General features: G+C 68.9%; 15 protein-coding genes. 10 read left to right on the top strand and 5 right to left on the bottom strand.

Annotation, left to right across the window (positions count from 1 at the left end):
- Positions 1 to 11 precede the first annotated feature (11 nt).
- From WKW79_RS03605 to WKW79_RS03575, 7 genes are all read left to right on the top strand, one after another.
- On the top strand, positions 12 to 722 hold the full coding sequence (locus WKW79_RS03605; RefSeq protein WP_340333716.1) for a HisA/HisF-related TIM barrel protein: 711 nt from the start codon (positions 12 to 14) through the stop codon (positions 720 to 722).
- 210 nt (positions 723 to 932) lie between these two features.
- Positions 933 to 2,225, top strand: a complete 1,293-nt coding sequence (locus WKW79_RS03600) for a molybdopterin-binding domain-containing protein (protein WP_340333715.1) — start codon at positions 933 to 935, stop codon at positions 2,223 to 2,225.
- Positions 2,222 to 3,913: a formylmethanofuran dehydrogenase subunit A gene (locus WKW79_RS03595; RefSeq protein ID WP_340333714.1), complete on the top strand. Its 1,692-nt coding sequence runs from the start codon at positions 2,222 to 2,224 to the stop codon at positions 3,911 to 3,913. Before WKW79_RS03600 ends, WKW79_RS03595 begins: the two co-directional genes overlap by 4 nt.
- Positions 3,914 to 3,924: 11 nt before the next feature.
- Complete coding sequence (gene fhcD, locus WKW79_RS03590; RefSeq protein ID WP_340333850.1) at positions 3,925 to 4,836, top strand: formylmethanofuran--tetrahydromethanopterin N-formyltransferase; 912 nt, start codon at positions 3,925 to 3,927, stop codon at positions 4,834 to 4,836.
- Positions 4,833 to 5,648: a formylmethanofuran dehydrogenase subunit C gene (locus WKW79_RS03585; RefSeq protein ID WP_340333713.1), complete on the top strand. Its 816-nt coding sequence runs from the start codon at positions 4,833 to 4,835 to the stop codon at positions 5,646 to 5,648. Before fhcD ends, WKW79_RS03585 begins: the two co-directional genes overlap by 4 nt.
- A 102-nt stretch (positions 5,649 to 5,750) precedes the next feature.
- Complete coding sequence (locus tag WKW79_RS03580; RefSeq protein WP_340333712.1) at positions 5,751 to 7,688, top strand: chorismate-binding protein; 1,938 nt, start codon at positions 5,751 to 5,753, stop codon at positions 7,686 to 7,688.
- Positions 7,685 to 8,248, top strand: a complete 564-nt coding sequence (locus WKW79_RS03575; RefSeq protein WP_340333711.1) for an NADPH-dependent FMN reductase — start codon at positions 7,685 to 7,687, stop codon at positions 8,246 to 8,248. Before WKW79_RS03580 ends, WKW79_RS03575 begins: the two co-directional genes overlap by 4 nt.
- 68 nt (positions 8,249 to 8,316) lie before the next feature.
- On the opposite strand, the gene WKW79_RS03570 is transcribed toward WKW79_RS03575, so the two are convergent.
- From WKW79_RS03570 to WKW79_RS03555, 4 genes are all read right to left on the bottom strand, one after another.
- A complete protein-coding gene (locus WKW79_RS03570) occupies positions 8,317 to 8,514 on the bottom strand; it encodes a DUF3606 domain-containing protein (RefSeq protein WP_340333710.1) in 198 nt (65 codons plus the stop codon).
- Positions 8,515 to 8,604: 90 nt separating this feature from the next.
- Positions 8,605 to 9,348 (bottom strand): hypothetical protein, encoded by a 744-nt coding sequence (locus WKW79_RS03565; RefSeq protein ID WP_340333709.1) that lies wholly within the window; start codon positions 9,346 to 9,348, stop codon positions 8,605 to 8,607.
- A 1,197-nt stretch (positions 9,349 to 10,545) separates the two neighbouring features.
- The gene (locus WKW79_RS03560; RefSeq protein WP_340333708.1) at positions 10,546 to 10,974 is read right to left on the bottom strand and encodes a hypothetical protein; all 429 of its coding nucleotides are present in this window, start codon (positions 10,972 to 10,974) and stop codon (positions 10,546 to 10,548) included.
- Positions 10,975 to 10,977: 3 nt separating this feature from the next.
- A complete protein-coding gene (locus WKW79_RS03555) occupies positions 10,978 to 11,292 on the bottom strand; it encodes a hypothetical protein (RefSeq protein ID WP_340333707.1) in 315 nt (104 codons plus the stop codon).
- 73 nt (positions 11,293 to 11,365) lie between these two features.
- On the opposite strand from WKW79_RS03555, the gene WKW79_RS03550 reads away from it, so the two are divergent.
- From WKW79_RS03550 to WKW79_RS03540, 3 genes are read left to right on the top strand one after another with little or no spacing between them, the layout of a single operon-like run.
- A complete protein-coding gene (locus WKW79_RS03550) occupies positions 11,366 to 12,352 on the top strand; it encodes a DUF6502 family protein (protein WP_340333706.1) in 987 nt (328 codons plus the stop codon).
- On the top strand, positions 12,349 to 13,728 hold the full coding sequence (locus tag WKW79_RS03545) for a DUF5666 domain-containing protein (RefSeq protein WP_340333705.1): 1,380 nt from the start codon (positions 12,349 to 12,351) through the stop codon (positions 13,726 to 13,728). The genes WKW79_RS03550 and WKW79_RS03545 overlap by 4 nt, the downstream gene beginning before the upstream one ends.
- Positions 13,725 to 14,006 (top strand): hypothetical protein, encoded by a 282-nt coding sequence (locus tag WKW79_RS03540; RefSeq protein ID WP_340333704.1) that lies wholly within the window; start codon positions 13,725 to 13,727, stop codon positions 14,004 to 14,006. The genes WKW79_RS03545 and WKW79_RS03540 overlap by 4 nt, the downstream gene beginning before the upstream one ends.
- A 31-nt stretch (positions 14,007 to 14,037) precedes the next feature.
- Here WKW79_RS03540 and WKW79_RS03535 read toward each other — a convergent pair whose 3' ends face one another.
- Positions 14,038 to 14,715: an HAD-IA family hydrolase gene (locus WKW79_RS03535; protein ID WP_340333703.1), complete on the bottom strand. Its 678-nt coding sequence runs from the start codon at positions 14,713 to 14,715 to the stop codon at positions 14,038 to 14,040.
- Between the last annotated feature and the right edge of the window lie 3 nt (positions 14,716 to 14,718).

The raw sequence follows: 14,718 nt of genomic DNA, 5'->3' as shown, positions 1-14,718 counted from the left end.
GTCTCATCGACATGAACCTCATTCCCGTCATCGACCTCATGCAGGGCCAGGTGGTGCGCGCCGTACGCGGTGACCGCCAGGCCTATAGACCCATCGTGTCGCCGCTGTGCGGCAGCAGCGACCCGGTCACCGTGGCACGCATCCTCTGCGAGCACTGCGCGACGCAACAGTTGTACGTGGCCGACCTCGACGCCTTGCTGGGTCGGCCGGCCCAGGTGGCGGTGCTGCGCACCTTGTTGCAAGCCTTGCCCTCGCTGGAACTGTGGCTGGACGCGGGGTTTTCGAGCGCGCAGGCGGCCGATGCGCTGCGCCTGGAACTCGGCAGCGCGGCAAGTCGCGTGGTCCCGGTGTTCGGCAGCGAATCCCTGGCGTCTCGCGAGGCGCTTGCGCAGTGCTTTGGCGGTGCGCGATCGGGCGAAGAGGGTGTGCTCTCGCTGGACCGGCGCGACGGCCAGCGCATGGATGCAGCGGGTTGCTGGGATGCGCTCGAACTGTGGCCGCGGCGCGTGATCGTGATGACGCTGGAGCGCGTCGGCGCGGGCACCGGCCCGGACCTGCAGACGCTGGCCGGTGTACGACAAAAGTCGCCATTGACCTTCATCGTCGGCGCGGGCGGCATCCGCAACGAAAGCGACCTGGCGCAAGCGCGCGACGCCGGCGCCGGGGCCTGGCTGGTGGCCAGTGCCCTGCACGACGGGGGACTGCCGCGCGTGCGTCGCTGATGGAACCGAAAGGGGCTTCGCCACATGGACCTGCTGCATCACGATTCGTGCCAGCGCAATCGGTGCCGGGCCTCGTGCGCCAGTGACACGCGAGCCGCTAGAACTGCAACATGAGCGCGACACAGTGTCTCGCTTCTGAAGGGTGCGCGCGCTGACTTGCGCCGCGGCGGACGGCCCGGCCGTGGCACGTCGCTTGCTGCCCTGAAGCAAATGAACGAAGCCGTCTCCGCCACCCAAGGGGAGCCGACGCGATGGACCTGTCCCCATTGCGTGTGGCTCTGCGACAACCTCGGTGTGCGGGTTGGGGCGGCGCTTGAACTGGTCGAGGGCGACTGCCCCAGTGCGCGCGCCGGGCTCGCCCGGTTCTCCGCGAGCCCATCGACTGCAAGGCCGCAGGTCGGTGGCAAGGTCTGCGACCTGGCCGATGCCGTCGCCGCGGCGGCCCGCATCCTGGCGGGCAGCGGACAGCCGCTGTTCGGCGGGCTGGGCACCGACGTGGCGGGGGCGCGTGCCTTGTACAGGCTGGCCTGCGCGACCGGCGCGATCTGCGATGCGGCCCACGGCGAGGCGCTGATGCGAGGCATGCGGGCGCTGCAGGATCGCGGCGGCTTCACGACCACGCTGGCCGAGGTGCGCAACCGCGCCGATCTGATCGTCTGCGTGGGCGGCCTGCCGGATGGCGATGCGGCCGGGTTCTTCGACCGCTGTGGCGTCGGGGGGGCCGTGGTGCCGCGGCGGCATGTGGTGCTGCTGGGCGGTCTGGCCGATGAAGTCGAAGTGCTGGCCGCGCTCGGCCGGCGACCCGGCGTCACGACCGAATCGGTGCTGCTGCAAGGGGACTTGTTCTCGACAGTGGGCCTACTGGCGGCGCGTGTTGCAGGCCGACTGGCGCGTGACGTGCCGCCCGCACTTGACGCGCTGGCCGGGCGTCTGCTTGCAGCCCGCTACGCAGTGATCGTCGGCCAGGTCGATCGACTGCCGGCGCAAGGCGAATTGATCATGGAGGCGGTCGGGCGCATCGTCAGCAAGCTCAATGGCAGCACGCGGGCCGCCGCGATGTGGATCGGCGGCGGCAATGGCGCGCGGACGGTCAACGAGGTGTTCACCTGGCTGTCGGGCCTGCCGCTGCGCTCGCGTGCCGGGCCGGCCGGCCTGGAGCACGAGCCCCATTGCTTCGACACGCGACGCCTGTTGGACGAGCGCGCGGTGGACAGCCTGCTGTGGGTGTCCAGCTTCGATGCCGAATGCGCACTGCCACCGATCACGCTGCCGCTGGTCGTGATGGGGCATCCTGACCTGGCGCCTTCGGCGGCACGCGCTGGCGGTGTTTTCATTCCGGTGTCGACGCCGGGGATCGGATCGACCGGCCACCTGTTTCGCACCGATGGCGGCGCGGTGCTGCCATTGAGCGCGCTCTATGAGGACACGCTACCCATGCTGGCCCAGGTGCTCGCGGACCTGACGCATGCAGTGCAGGCACGGCGAGCAGGGAGCACCCCATGAGCAGCCTGCGCCTGCGCGGCGCCCGCGTCATCGACCCGACGCAGCCGGATGAAACCGTGCGCGACCTCTGCGTGCAGGACGGCCGCATCACGACGCTCGATCCGCGCGACCCGGTCGACAACGACATCGATGCGAGCGGCTGCATCGTCATGGCCGGCGGCATCGACATGCACACCCACATCGGCGGCGGCAAGACCAACCTGGCGCGCCTGTTGATGCCGGAGCTTCAGCGCGCCAATGGCGATCCGTTCGGGTTGCCGGCCAACGCGCTGGAACTGGCCTCCTGCGGCGGCTGCACGCCCGGCACGCTGGCCACGGGCTATCGCTATGTGGAGATGGGCTACACGGCGGCCTTCGAGCCCGCGATGATCGCGAGCAACGCACGCCAGGCGCACATGGAGATGGGCGACACGCCGATCCTCGACCACGGCGCCTACGTGATGCTCGGCAATGACGAACTGTTCCTCCAACTGCTGGCCGAGGGCGGGGAGGGTGGCCGCAACTTCGAGACCATCCGCGACTACATGGCCTGGACGATCCATGCGACCAGGGCGATGGGCGTGAAGGTGGTGAACCCGGCCGGCATCTCGGCCTTCAAGTTCAACCAGCGCAAGCTCGATGTCGACGAGGCGCACGTCCACTGGCAGGTGACGCCGCGCCAGGTGGTGCAGACGCTGACGCGGGCGCTGCGCGAACTCGGCGTGCCGCATCCCTTGCACATCCACGGCAGCAACCTGGGCGTGGCCGGCAACATCGAATCGACGCTGGAGACCATCCGCGCACTCGAAGGCCTGCCCGCGCACCTGACGCATGTGCAGTTCCACGCCTACGGCGCGGACGGGCCGAAGAAGTTCTCGTCGGCGGCGCTGCAACTGGCCGAGGCCGTCAATGCCAATCCGAACGTCAGCATCGACGTCGGCCAGATCATGTTCGGCCAGACCGTGACGACCTCGGCTGACACGATGCGACAGCATGCGCAGTCCGGCTTCGCCAACCCGCGCAAGTGGGCCGGCGGCGACATCGAATGCGAGGCCGGTTGTGGCGTGGTGCCGTTCAAGTACCGCGAGCAGAGCTATGTGAATGCGTTGCAGTGGGTCATCGGCCTGGAGATCTTCCTGCTGGTCAACGACCCGTGGCGTGTGGTGCTGACCACCGACCATCCGAATGGCGGGCCTTTCACCAGCTATCCGCATCTCATCCGGCTGTTGATGGACCGGAGTTTTCGGGAAGAGCAACTGGCGAAGCTGCATCCGGAGGTGGCGGCCAACTGCGCATTGAAATCGATCACGCGCGAACTGAGCCTGGACGAGATTGCGATCATGACGCGCGCCGCCCCTGCGCGTCTGCTGGGCCTGGTCGATCGCGGGCACCTGCGCGCGGGCGCAGCGGCGGACATCGCCGTGTACCGCGAGCAGGCTGATCGCGAGGCAATGTTCGCAACGCCGGCGTACGTCTTCAAGGATGGCGTGATGGTGGCGCGCGGCGGCAGGATCACGGCAGTGCCCGTCGGCGGTACGCACTTCGTCGAGCCGGAATACGACCGCGGGATCGAGAAGACCTTGCGCAAGCACCTCGCGGCCCATGGATCGGTGAACTTCGAGCGCATCGCGATGAGCCGCGACGAGTTGTGCAGTTGCTGCAATGGCGGGCGCTTGTTGCCTGCGGCGTGCTTCAAGGGGACATCGTGAGCGAGGTCTTCATGCGCAACGGCGTGCAGATCGACGACACCTTCGCCGAGGCCTTCCCCATGAAGGCCACGCGCATCCTCATCACCGCGCACAACCTCACCTGGGCGCGCCACGCGGCCGCATCGGCGACCGGCCTGGCCACCTCGGTCATCGGCTGCGGCTGCGAGGCGGGCATCGAGCGCGAACTCGATCCTGGCGAGACACCCGACGGACGGCCAGGCCTCAGCGTGCTGCTGTTCGCAATGTCCGGCAAGGAACTGGCCAAGCAGGTCGAGCGCCGCGTCGGCCAATGCGTGCTGACCTGCCCGACGACGGCGGTCTACGCCGGCATTGCCGAGGGCGAGGCGATTGCGCTGGGCAAGAACCTGCGCTTCTTCGGCGACGGCTGGCAGATATCCAAGGTGATCGACGGCGTCCGCTACTGGCGCGTGCCGGTGATGGATGGCGAGTTCGTGGCGCAGGAGACCACGGCCGTGGCCAAGGGTGTGGGCGGCGGCAACCTGCTGCTGTTGTGCACCGACACCGATAGCGCACTGGCCGTCGCGGAGGCCGCGGTGGCGGCGATGAAGACCTTGCCCAATGTGATCATGCCCTTCCCCGGCGGCGTGGTGCGCTCGGGTTCGAAGGTGGGCAGCAAGTACGCGGCGCTGAGTGCGTCGACCAACGATGCGTTCTGTCCGAGCCTCCTTGGCTTGGTGGCAGGCAGCGAGTTGACGCCGCAGACGCGCTGCGTGATGGAGATCGTGATCGATGGGCTGACCGAAGCGGATGTCGGCGCGGCCATGCGCGTGGGCATGGAGGCCGGCATTGCGCTCGGCGCGGCCAAGGGGTTGCTGCGCATTTCGGCGGGCAACTATGGCGGCAAGCTGGGGGCGTTCCACTTCCACTTGCACAAGTTGCTGAATGGTGGGGCGTCGGCATGAGCGGCTGGCGACTCACCCTCAAGTCCCAGCCCGCGCTACGGGTCGACCTGCGCGGCGTGGCGCCAGTGGCGCTGGCGGGTCTGTCGGTGGCGCAGGTCGAGCAGACGCGTGTCGGCCATGGCAGTGCATTCGTGGCGCTGGCCGAGTTCTTCAAGGTTGAGACAGCCGATGACGACACGCTGGTCCTGGAGGGGGACTTGTCGCGCTTCGACCGCGTTGGCTGGAGGATGGCGGGTGGCATCGTGCGCGTGGAAGGCAGCGTCGGCCACCATGCGGGTGGCTGCATGAGTGCTGGCGAACTGCACGTCAATGGAAGCGCCGGCCTGCAGGCAGCCTGCGAGATGGCCGGCGGCAAGCTCCTCGTGCACGGTGATGTGGATGACTTCGCCGCCAGCACGCTCCCCGGCAGCATCGACGGCATGCGCGGCGGCACCTTCGTCGTCATGGGCAACGCAGGCGCGCGCTTCGGCGACCGAATGCGTCGCGGCAGCGCGATCGTGCATGGCCATGCCGGTGACTTTCTCGCCTCGCGCATGGTGGCCGGGACGATCGCTGTCGGCGGTGGCGTCGGCCAGCATGTCGGCTACGGGATGCGGCGCGGCAGCGTGGTGCTGGCGTCGGCAAGCGGGCGCTTCGAGCCGGCCTCGACCTTCGTGCCCGCCGTTGCGTCGGCGGATGTGATCTGGCAACTGCTCGCGCGCGATCTGGCGCGGCACGGCGGGCCGTTCGCGGCCTTGGCTTCCAGGCGCATCGAGCGGCACCTCGGGGACCTGTCGGCCGACGGCAAGGGTGAACTGATCGCCGCAAAATAGCGACGATGACAGTGCAAATCACCCGCGGGGCCACCGACCATACCAAGGCCACCTGGCAACTCATCCACCGGCTGGCGTATTCGATGCAAACGGAGGCTTGGCGTGCCGTTTGAGTCCCGTTCCGCAAGTCCCTGCTTCGCGCTGCTCGACGACCGCGCCGCCACGCGCGAACATCCGACGAGCCGGCTTTACCAGGGCTTCGTGCGCGAGCATCGCTGCACCGACCCTGCGACGCTCGATGCGATGTGGAGTCGTGTGGACGCGGACCTTCGAAGCGGCCTGCATGCGGTGCTGCTGGCGGACTACGAGTGGGGTGCGAAGCTGCTGCGGGCGGGTCATGAGCGGCTCGGCGATGGCGATGCCTCCGCGTTGCGCGTGCTGATGTTTCGCGAGCTTTCGCGGCTCTCCGCCGACGAGGCGGGCGATTGGCTCCAGGGCGTCGAACAGGGGGTGTCAACGGCGGGGGTGATGAACCTGTCGCCCAGCGTCGAACGACCAGAGTTCATCCAAGCCATCGGGCGCATCCAGGAAGCCATCGCGGCGGGTGAGACCTACCAGGTCAACTACACCTTCCGTCTGCACGGCGAGGCCTACGGATCGCCGGTGTCGTTGTACCGGCAACTGCGCCATCGCCAGGCGGTTCCGTATGGCGCGTTGATTGCGTTGCCCGACGCGTCCAGTCCTGGTGATCCACGCGATGCGGTCACGCATGTGCTGTCGTGTTCTCCGGAACTCTTCCTGCGTCACGACGGTGGCGTGCTCACGGCCCGGCCCATGAAAGGCACGGCCTCGCGCATCTCCCGCGCGCAAGGCCCCGAAGGCGACAGCGAGACCGCGCGCCACCTGGCCAACGACGTCAAGAACCGGGCCGAGAACGTGATGATCGTGGACCTGCTGCGCAACGACCTGGGGCGCATCTCGCGCATCGGCAGCGTGGAGGTGAAGGACCTGTTCGCGATCGAGGACCACAGCACGCTGTTCCAGATGACCTCCACGGTACAGGCCCGTCTCAAGCCGGAGATCGGGTTCCCGGACGTGCTGCGCGCCGCCTTCCCCTGCGGCTCGATCACCGGCGCCCCCAAGCACCACACCATGCAGTTGATCGCGGGGCTGGAGACGACACCACGGGGCCTCTATTGCGGCGCCATCGGCTGGATGGATGCGCCGCAGGGCGATGCGCAGGTCGGCGATTTCTGCCTGTCGGTGGCGATCCGGACGCTCACGCTGGGGCGTGAATCGCGGGGCCTGCGACGGGCGCGCCTGGGCATCGGCGCCGGCATCGTGGCGGACAGCCGGGCCGAGGATGAATTCGAGGAATGCCATCTGAAGGCGCGCTTCCTCACCGGCCTGGACCCGGGCTTCGAACTGTTCGAGACGATGCTGGCGGAGGCCGTGGAGGAGGGTGCGCGGCCGGTCATTCGCAACCTCGATCGCCACTTGACGCGATTGCAGAACAGCGCCCGCGTGCTGGGCTTTCGCTTCGACCGAGCGGAGGCGCTCGCCGCGCTCCCGGAACGCCTGCTCGCGCTGGCCGCCGGTGCGCGCTGGCGCGTGCGCTTGGCACTGCGCCACGACGGCCGGCTGCAACTGCAACACGCACCGCTGGCCGCGCTCGCGGACGGGTTCGTCACGCTGCGGGTGGCCGACGAGCGCCTGCCCGACTTCAATCCGCTGGCCGCCCACAAGACCACGGTGCGTGGTGTATACGACGAAGGCGTGCGCGCGGCCGAGCGTGTGGGTGCTTTCGACAGCCTGTTTTTTACCGCGGATGGCCGCCTGGTCGAAGGCGGTCGCACCTCGGTGTTCCTCCAACTCGACGGACGGTGGTACACGCCGCCCGTCAGCGACGGCGCGTTGCCGGGCGTGATGCGCGCCTGCCTGCTTGAAGATGACATGTATCGCGCGACGGAGCGCAGCCTGACTTCGGTGGACCTGCAACGGGCCGAGGCCATCGTCGTCACCAACTCGTTGCGTGGCGCGCTGACCGCGCAGCTGCTGCATGATGCGGTTCCCCTGTGCGATCACGAACGGAGCTCATGACCTCATTGGACATCGTCGGCCTCTGTGGCAGCTTGCGTGCCGCGTCTCTCAATCGCATGGCCTTGAAGCTGGCCGCAACGTCATTGCCGACCGGCATGCACATGGAGATCATCGAGTGGCGTGACGTGCCCCCTTTCAACGCCGACGACCTGGCCGCACAAGGCATGCCGGCCGCGGTGGTTGCGCTGCGGGAGCGCATCCGCCGCGCCGATGGCGTCGTCATCGCGACGCCCGAATACAACTACTCGATTCCCGGAATGCTGAAGAACGCCATCGACTGGATCAGCCGGGGCGAAGACCAGCCCTTCTCGCAGAAGCCCGTGGCCATCCTCAGCGTGACGCCGGGGCCGCGTGGCGGCGCCAGGGTGCAGTACGACCTGCGCAAGGTGCTGCTGTTCGTCAACGCGATGACGCTGGTGAAGCCCGAGGTGTTCATCGGCGATGCGGCTGCCAAGTTCGATGCCACAGGACTCTGCACGGACGACCCGACGCGCAGGGTCGTCGCCGGGCAGATGGATGCCTTCGGCAAGTGGATTGCGGCAGTTGAGCGGATGAACTGAAGGCCGCGCGCAATCCGTGAGCGGCTTGTCGCGCAGCACGCACGGCGCGCGGGCCCGGATCGCGGTCGCTACGACGCGCGCTTGATTGCATCCTTGGCTTGCTTCGCGATGTACTCGCGAACCTCCTGTGCCAGCGGCCCGGCCGCTTCGACTGCTTCGCGCAGTTGCGCCTCGGTACATCCGTATTGCTCACTCCACAGCGCAACTTCCGAGGGATCCTCGAGGTCGATGCGCTGCGGACCGGAACTCGTGGCCTGCTGTGCCATTCCCATGTCTCCTTTGTTTGTTGAATTGCGTCCGGGAGTGACTCGAGGGTGGAGCCTCCGGGGAAGGCGCGTACCGATATGCGGGGCGGATCACGCGCTTTCAGCGACCACCGCCACCGCCGCCGCCACCGCCGCCACCGCCGCCACCGCCACCGCCGCCGCCGCCGCCGCCGCCGCCGCCGCCGCCTGGGCCGCCACCGCCGGGGCCGCCACCGCCGGGGCCACCCCCGCCGCCTGGACCACCCCCACCGCCGGGCCCACCGCCACCGCCGCCGCCGGAGCCCCCTCCACCGCCGGGACCACCGCCGCCGCCGGGGCCCCCGCCCCCGGGGCCGCCGCCACCGCCACCCGGGCCACCACCAGCGCCACCGCCGGCGCCAGCGCCACCGCCACCGCCAGGACCACCACCGCCACCAGATCCGCCGCCGGCACCGCCACCTGCGCCGGCACCGCCACCTGCGCCGGCACCACCACCTGCGCCGGCACCGCCACCTGCGCCGGCACCGCCACCAGCGCCGGCACCGCCACCTGCGCCGGCACCGCCACCTGCGCCGGCACCGCCACCTGCGCCGGCACCGCCACCTGCGCCGGCACCGCCACCTGCGCCGGCACCGCCACCTGCGCCAGCACCGCCACCTGCGCCGGCACCGCCACCTGCGCCAGCACCGCCACCTGCGCCGGCACCGCCACCTGCGCCGGCACCAGGACCAGGACCAGCACCAGCACCAGCACCAGCACCAGCACCAGCACCAGCACCAGCACCAGCACCAGCACCAGCACCAGCACTGCCGCCCCCAGTACCCGGGCCTCCGCCAGCCGAAGCCGACGCGACACCGCCGGCACCAGCCGCGCCAGCGGCTCCCGCGGCCGGACCGGGGCCAGTGCCGGCGACCGAGCCGGCGCCATCACCTCCATACAGTCCGGCTGGACTGAAGGCCGCGACGCCTGTCGAGGCCTTCGAATTGCGCCCAGCCGGACCACCTGTGCTCGCCGCGGCCATCGGTGATGCCGCTACCTGGCCTGTGGCAACGGGCGAGTTCGCACAGACCGCATCACCGAACGGGTTCTGGCGATTGCACGGATTGAAGTTCGCCGCCGCCGTCGGCGCGGGGCGCAGGGATTGCGCCGGTGCACGCAGCGGCGCTTGTTGCGGACTGCCGGCCGGGGTGTATGCCGTGTCCGGGCGCCTGAATCCAGCGGGGCGAGGGGAAGCCACCTCGATCGTTGCGGGTAGCGCCTGGCGTCGAAAGTCCGGCGTCGGTGTCAGTGTCGGCGTCGCGGTACTGGCGACAGCGCGCCCGGCTCGAGGTCGGGCGGTTCCCGCAGTGCGGGAGGGCGCAGGCGCGTGCGTGTCTCTTGCGGGCGCGGCAACAACGTCCTGGGCCGATTCGCCGCCCCCGCCGGGCGCGACCGGCGCTGCTTCGAGTGCCTGCGGCAGCACGATGACCGCGCCTCGGTCTGCCGTGTCGGCCTCCGGCGTGGCCGGCGGTGCGGTTGGCGGTGCGGCTTCCGTCATTCGCTGCGGCGGCACGACCGGCGCGGGCGCTTCGACCGGCGGCGCGGCCTGCAAGGGCGGCGATGCGGAGGCTTGCTGGGCCGGGGCCGGGTCGTCAGTGCCTTGCCAATGACTTGCGACCAGGGCAGCGGCTATCGCGAGTACCGAGAGCGCCAGCACGCCTGCGAGGACGTCCCGGCGAACAGACTTTGGCCGCCATGCAGGGCGCGTTGCCGCTGACAAGGGTGCCTGCGTCGTCGGCGCCACGCGCGGCACGGGAGCCACCCTCGCCACGGCTTGCGTGACGATCGAGGCCGGATCCCATGCACTCGCTTCATGCCGTTCGGGCCTCCTGGGAAGCTTTGGTATCGGAGGTGGCTTGGGGGCCTTGGGCAAGGTCACCGAGAACTCTGCTTCCGGCTCGGTAGAAACAAAGGCATTCGCGGCGAATCGAAAGCCCGAGAACTTGCCTGCGCATCCACGGCAGTACCGCGCCCTGTCCCTGTTGGGCGTATGGCAGCCGTCGCAGTACTTGGTCATTTCCTTGGGCCTGTGGCGGCCATGCCGCGCGCGAATCCGGGGCGCGCCCGCGGCGCGACCCACGGCGACCGGCCCATGAGCGACAGCACCGCATTCGTCGCAGTCCATGCTCGCTCTGCCTCGGCAAGGGCCTTCCTGCACATCAGCATGGCGTTCATCATGCCGCCGCCGATGCCCCGGCGCATCCTTGCGTGGAACGCCGGCAATTTGTGGGCGCAACACTTGCAGGACAGGGCATGCACGGGATTGATGGTGTTGCAGGCATCGCAGGTTTCGGCCGAAGCACCGCCAAGCCGCAGTCGCGCAAGGTCCAGCAAGTTTCCGAACGCGACAGGGGCCATCGTTTCGCCTGGGTCAAGGGATTCTGGTATCGGGCTCATCGAGTCTCTCCTTGGGCTTGCAGTGGCGTTGTCGGCAAAGGGCACGCTTCAGCGTCGGCGCGCAACCAGCGGTGGCCGTGTCGCGGCAAACCGGCTGGCAAGCCGCCACTCCTTGACCGCGGTCTGCGCGAACAGCATGAGGTCCTGTTCCGAAGGGCCCGGCCCATCGCCGTCCAGATGGTCGCGGAATGCGCGGACGATGCGTGACTGCAACTCCGCCCGCTCGCGCGCCGCGGCAGCCAATGACTCGCGCATCTCGACTTCTCTTGTGCGTATCGCGCCCGTGGAGCGCTGTGCGTCGAGAGGGGACCACTCTGCCTGGCGGCTGGTGCCGTCCACATGTCGCGGGGATGAAGAGGTCATGACATCGTTCCGGGTAGAAGATGTGAAAAATTCACATTTGATACCTCTTTGTCTTATAGTGGCTGCATGTTTCTTGTCAGACAGCGGCGGTTCTCGTTGTCCCGTGGTAACCAACCGTAAGCGGCAAATGGTCACTCGCACGGTGGGATCCAAAGGCGCACAACGCGGTCGAGGGCCACAGCGATCCCTTCGCGACAAGCTCGTCCGGAGCAGGGAAGGGCAGGTGGCCTGGGTGCTGGGCGCGTGCGACCGCGTGCTTCGTCCGCTGGTGAGGCTGGCACTGGCCTTCGGCATCAAGCATGCGCATCTGGACGAACTGCTGCGCGACATCCTCGTGGACGAGGCGCGCCGCGCCTGGCTGGCGCAGGGCCCCGAGCCGAACATCAGCCAGTTGTCGGTGACGACCGGGTTGAACCGCAAGATCGTGACCAGCAAGGTGCGCGCGGGCGACAGCCTGCCGCAGACCGAGACTTCCGCCGAGGCCAAGACCCTGACCTTGTGGCTGCAAATGGTGGCCGAGGATCCCCGGCACCGGTCGCTCCCGATCGCCGACCAGGAGGGCCAGCCATCCTTCGAGGTGCTGGCGCGGCGCGCAAGCCGAGGCAACCTTCATCACCGCGCGATCCTCGATGAGCTGGTGCGCCTGAAAATGGCCAGCGTGCGCGGCGGCCATGCCGAACTCGCGGCGGCCGGCTTCGTGCCCGCGGGCGACCTGCGCGGCATGCTGGCATTTCTCGGCGACAACGCGCGCGATCACCTGCTGGCGAGCGTGTCGAACACGACCGGCGCGGCGCCTCCCTTGCTGGAACGATCGGTGTTCGCCGCCGGACTGTCGCTAGCCGATTGCGAGCGCATCCACCAGATGGCGCGCGAGCGTTGGGATGGCCTGCACAATGCACTGACACAGGAGATGAGGGAAGCTGTCGAATCGGTCGACGGAAAGGCTCCGGGCCGTATCCGGATCGGTATCTACACCTACTACGAGGATGCTGCGGCCGGAGGCGCTGCGGCGCCCCTTGCCGTCGCATCCTCCAACCCGCCAGGACGAAACGCCTCATGAATTCCCTGCTCCGCCATGGCCTTCTGTCGGTATGGTTCGCCTTGCTGCTCTCCTGCGGTGGAGGGGGCGGTGGCGGTGGTGGCCCGGTCATCCTTGCGGGCAACGCCGGCACCCCGTCGGCTGCGGGGTCCACGGCGACTGCCGGTAGCCCGGCCTCGACAGCCGATGCGTCCTCTTCCGGCGCGCCCGCGGGTAACGGCGCCCAAGGTGGCGGCGGCCTTGGCGGCATTGCATCGAACAGCGAAGGCACGACGACGGCCAGCGCAACAAGCGGCGACGATGGCTCGGGTGTCGGCTCCGGCGGCACGGGCGTGAGCACGGCGGACGCGACGGGTGTGGGTGCCGTCGATGGCGCCGGCAGCATCATCGTGAATGGCTTGCGCTACGCGACCGATTCCACGGTCGGCAGCATCGAGGACGCACCCGCAGGCCTGCAACTCGGCATGACCGCGAAGGTCACCGGCCCGGTCAATGCGGACTTCACGAGCGGGATCGCACGCCGCGTCGAATCCGCTGCGGACCTGCGCGGACCGCTGGCATCGATCGACCAGAAGCAAGGCAGCTTCGTGGTGCTGGGCACCACGGTGACCACGGACGACGCCACGGTCTGGGCCGACTCGAGCGGCCTGGCAGCCCTGGCACTGGGTCGCACCGTGCAGGTCTGGGGATTGCCCGGAGCGCCCGGCGTGCTGCGGGCCACGCGTGTGGAACAGCGGGACGCGTCCACGCTGATCCTCACGGGTACGGTACAAGGCCTCGACCTTGTGTCACGCAGCTTCATGCTGGGCGGCCTGCGCGTCGACTACAGCGCTGCAAGCCTGACCGGCGGCCCGGACAGCCAGCCGCTGGCCAATGGCGTGCTGGTCCGGGTGCGAGCCGGCAGCGTCGGCCCGGCGGGCGTGGCCGCCACCGTGGTGCAACGGTGGTACCCGGTGCCGATGGCCGACGGCACGACAGCACAGGTGGCCGGCATCGTCACGGGCTACGCGGGGCTCGGGACTTTCAAGCTGCTTGGCATCCCCATCGATGCGTCCGCGGCGCAGATCACCGGCGGACCGGCCAGCGGCATCGGCAATGGCGTGCGAGTGGAAGTCGGCGGCGTCGTGTCGAACGGCGTGTTGCGGGTCAGCAAGCTGAAGATCCGCCATGTGCCGGGAACCGGCGGACCGTCCTCCTTCAACCTCATCGGGACCGTGGGGGCCTTCCGCTCGGCGGCCGACTTCCGCGTGCGTGGGCAGCCCGTCGACGCCAGCGGGCCGCGCGTGATGTTTAGCAACGGCACGGCGGCCAATCTCGGCAACGGCGTGAAAGTCAACGTCCGCGGCGCCGAGGTGGTCAACGGTGTGTTGATCGCGACGGAGGTGGTGTTCGAATGACGGGCGGCATGAGCGGCGATCCGGCAGGCGATGAGCGCGGGCCGAGGCTGCCCGACAACTGGCGCTGTTCGATCGAACTCGAAGCGACCGGGGATGGGCAATATGGCGGCACGCTGGAATTGAAGTGCGACGGCGTCCTGAAATGCCGGATGGCCATCACCCACATGGGGCGCGACAAGGCGGAGGCCTATCGCCGCGCCACGGAGCGGGCGGAGCGCTGGATGGCGGACTGGATGAGCCGGCATCCGGGGGAGGGCGACGCGGTGCGTCGCGCGTAGCGTCACGCCCCCCGCGTCGCAATCCTTGCGGTCAAGACTTGGTGATCAGTGCCGGGAAATCCGCGATGACGCGATCCGGCCGGCACTGCTCGATCGGCGCGCCCATGTTGTAGCCGTGCGGCAGCAACCACACCTCGACGCCGGCATTGCGTGCGGTGGCGGCATCGATCGATGAATCGCCGACGAAGAGGGCGCGTGACGGCGGCACGCCGAACTCGTGCAGGCATGCGTGCACGCAGGCCGGATTGGGCTTCTTGGTGGGCAGGCTGTCGCCGCTGATCACACGGTCGAAGCTGTCGCGCAGCTTGTGTACAGCCAGCACGGTGTCCGTGTAGCGGCCTTCCTTGTTGGTGATGACGGCCAGTTTCACGCCATTGGTGCGCAGGAAGGCCAAGGCTTCGCGCACACCGGGATAGAGACGGCTGCGCGTGCCGCATCGCCGCTGGTAGTGCTTGTCGAAGCTGCCTACCGTGGAGGACAGGCTCTCGCTCGCCCGCACCGCTTTCGCATCCGCCCCGGTGGCAAAGGCGAGCGCCTCGATCAGCAACTCGTGCGTGCCGTGGCCGATCCAGCGCTCCGCTTGCGTCTGATCGACGGCGGGCAGTCCGAGATCCCGCAAGGTGTCATTTACCGCGTCGCAAATTTCCGGCGCGGTCTCGACCAGCGTGCCGTCCAGGTCGAACATCACCAGGTCGTAGGGAAAGTCCATGGG

The sequence above is a fragment of the Variovorax robiniae genome (genome assembly GCF_037889955.1).
GTDB classification, from domain to species: domain Bacteria; phylum Pseudomonadota; class Gammaproteobacteria; order Burkholderiales; family Burkholderiaceae_C; genus Variovorax; species Variovorax robiniae.
The sequence above is the reverse complement of the archived record's forward strand: the minus strand, read 5'-3'. Positions and strand labels throughout refer to the sequence as shown.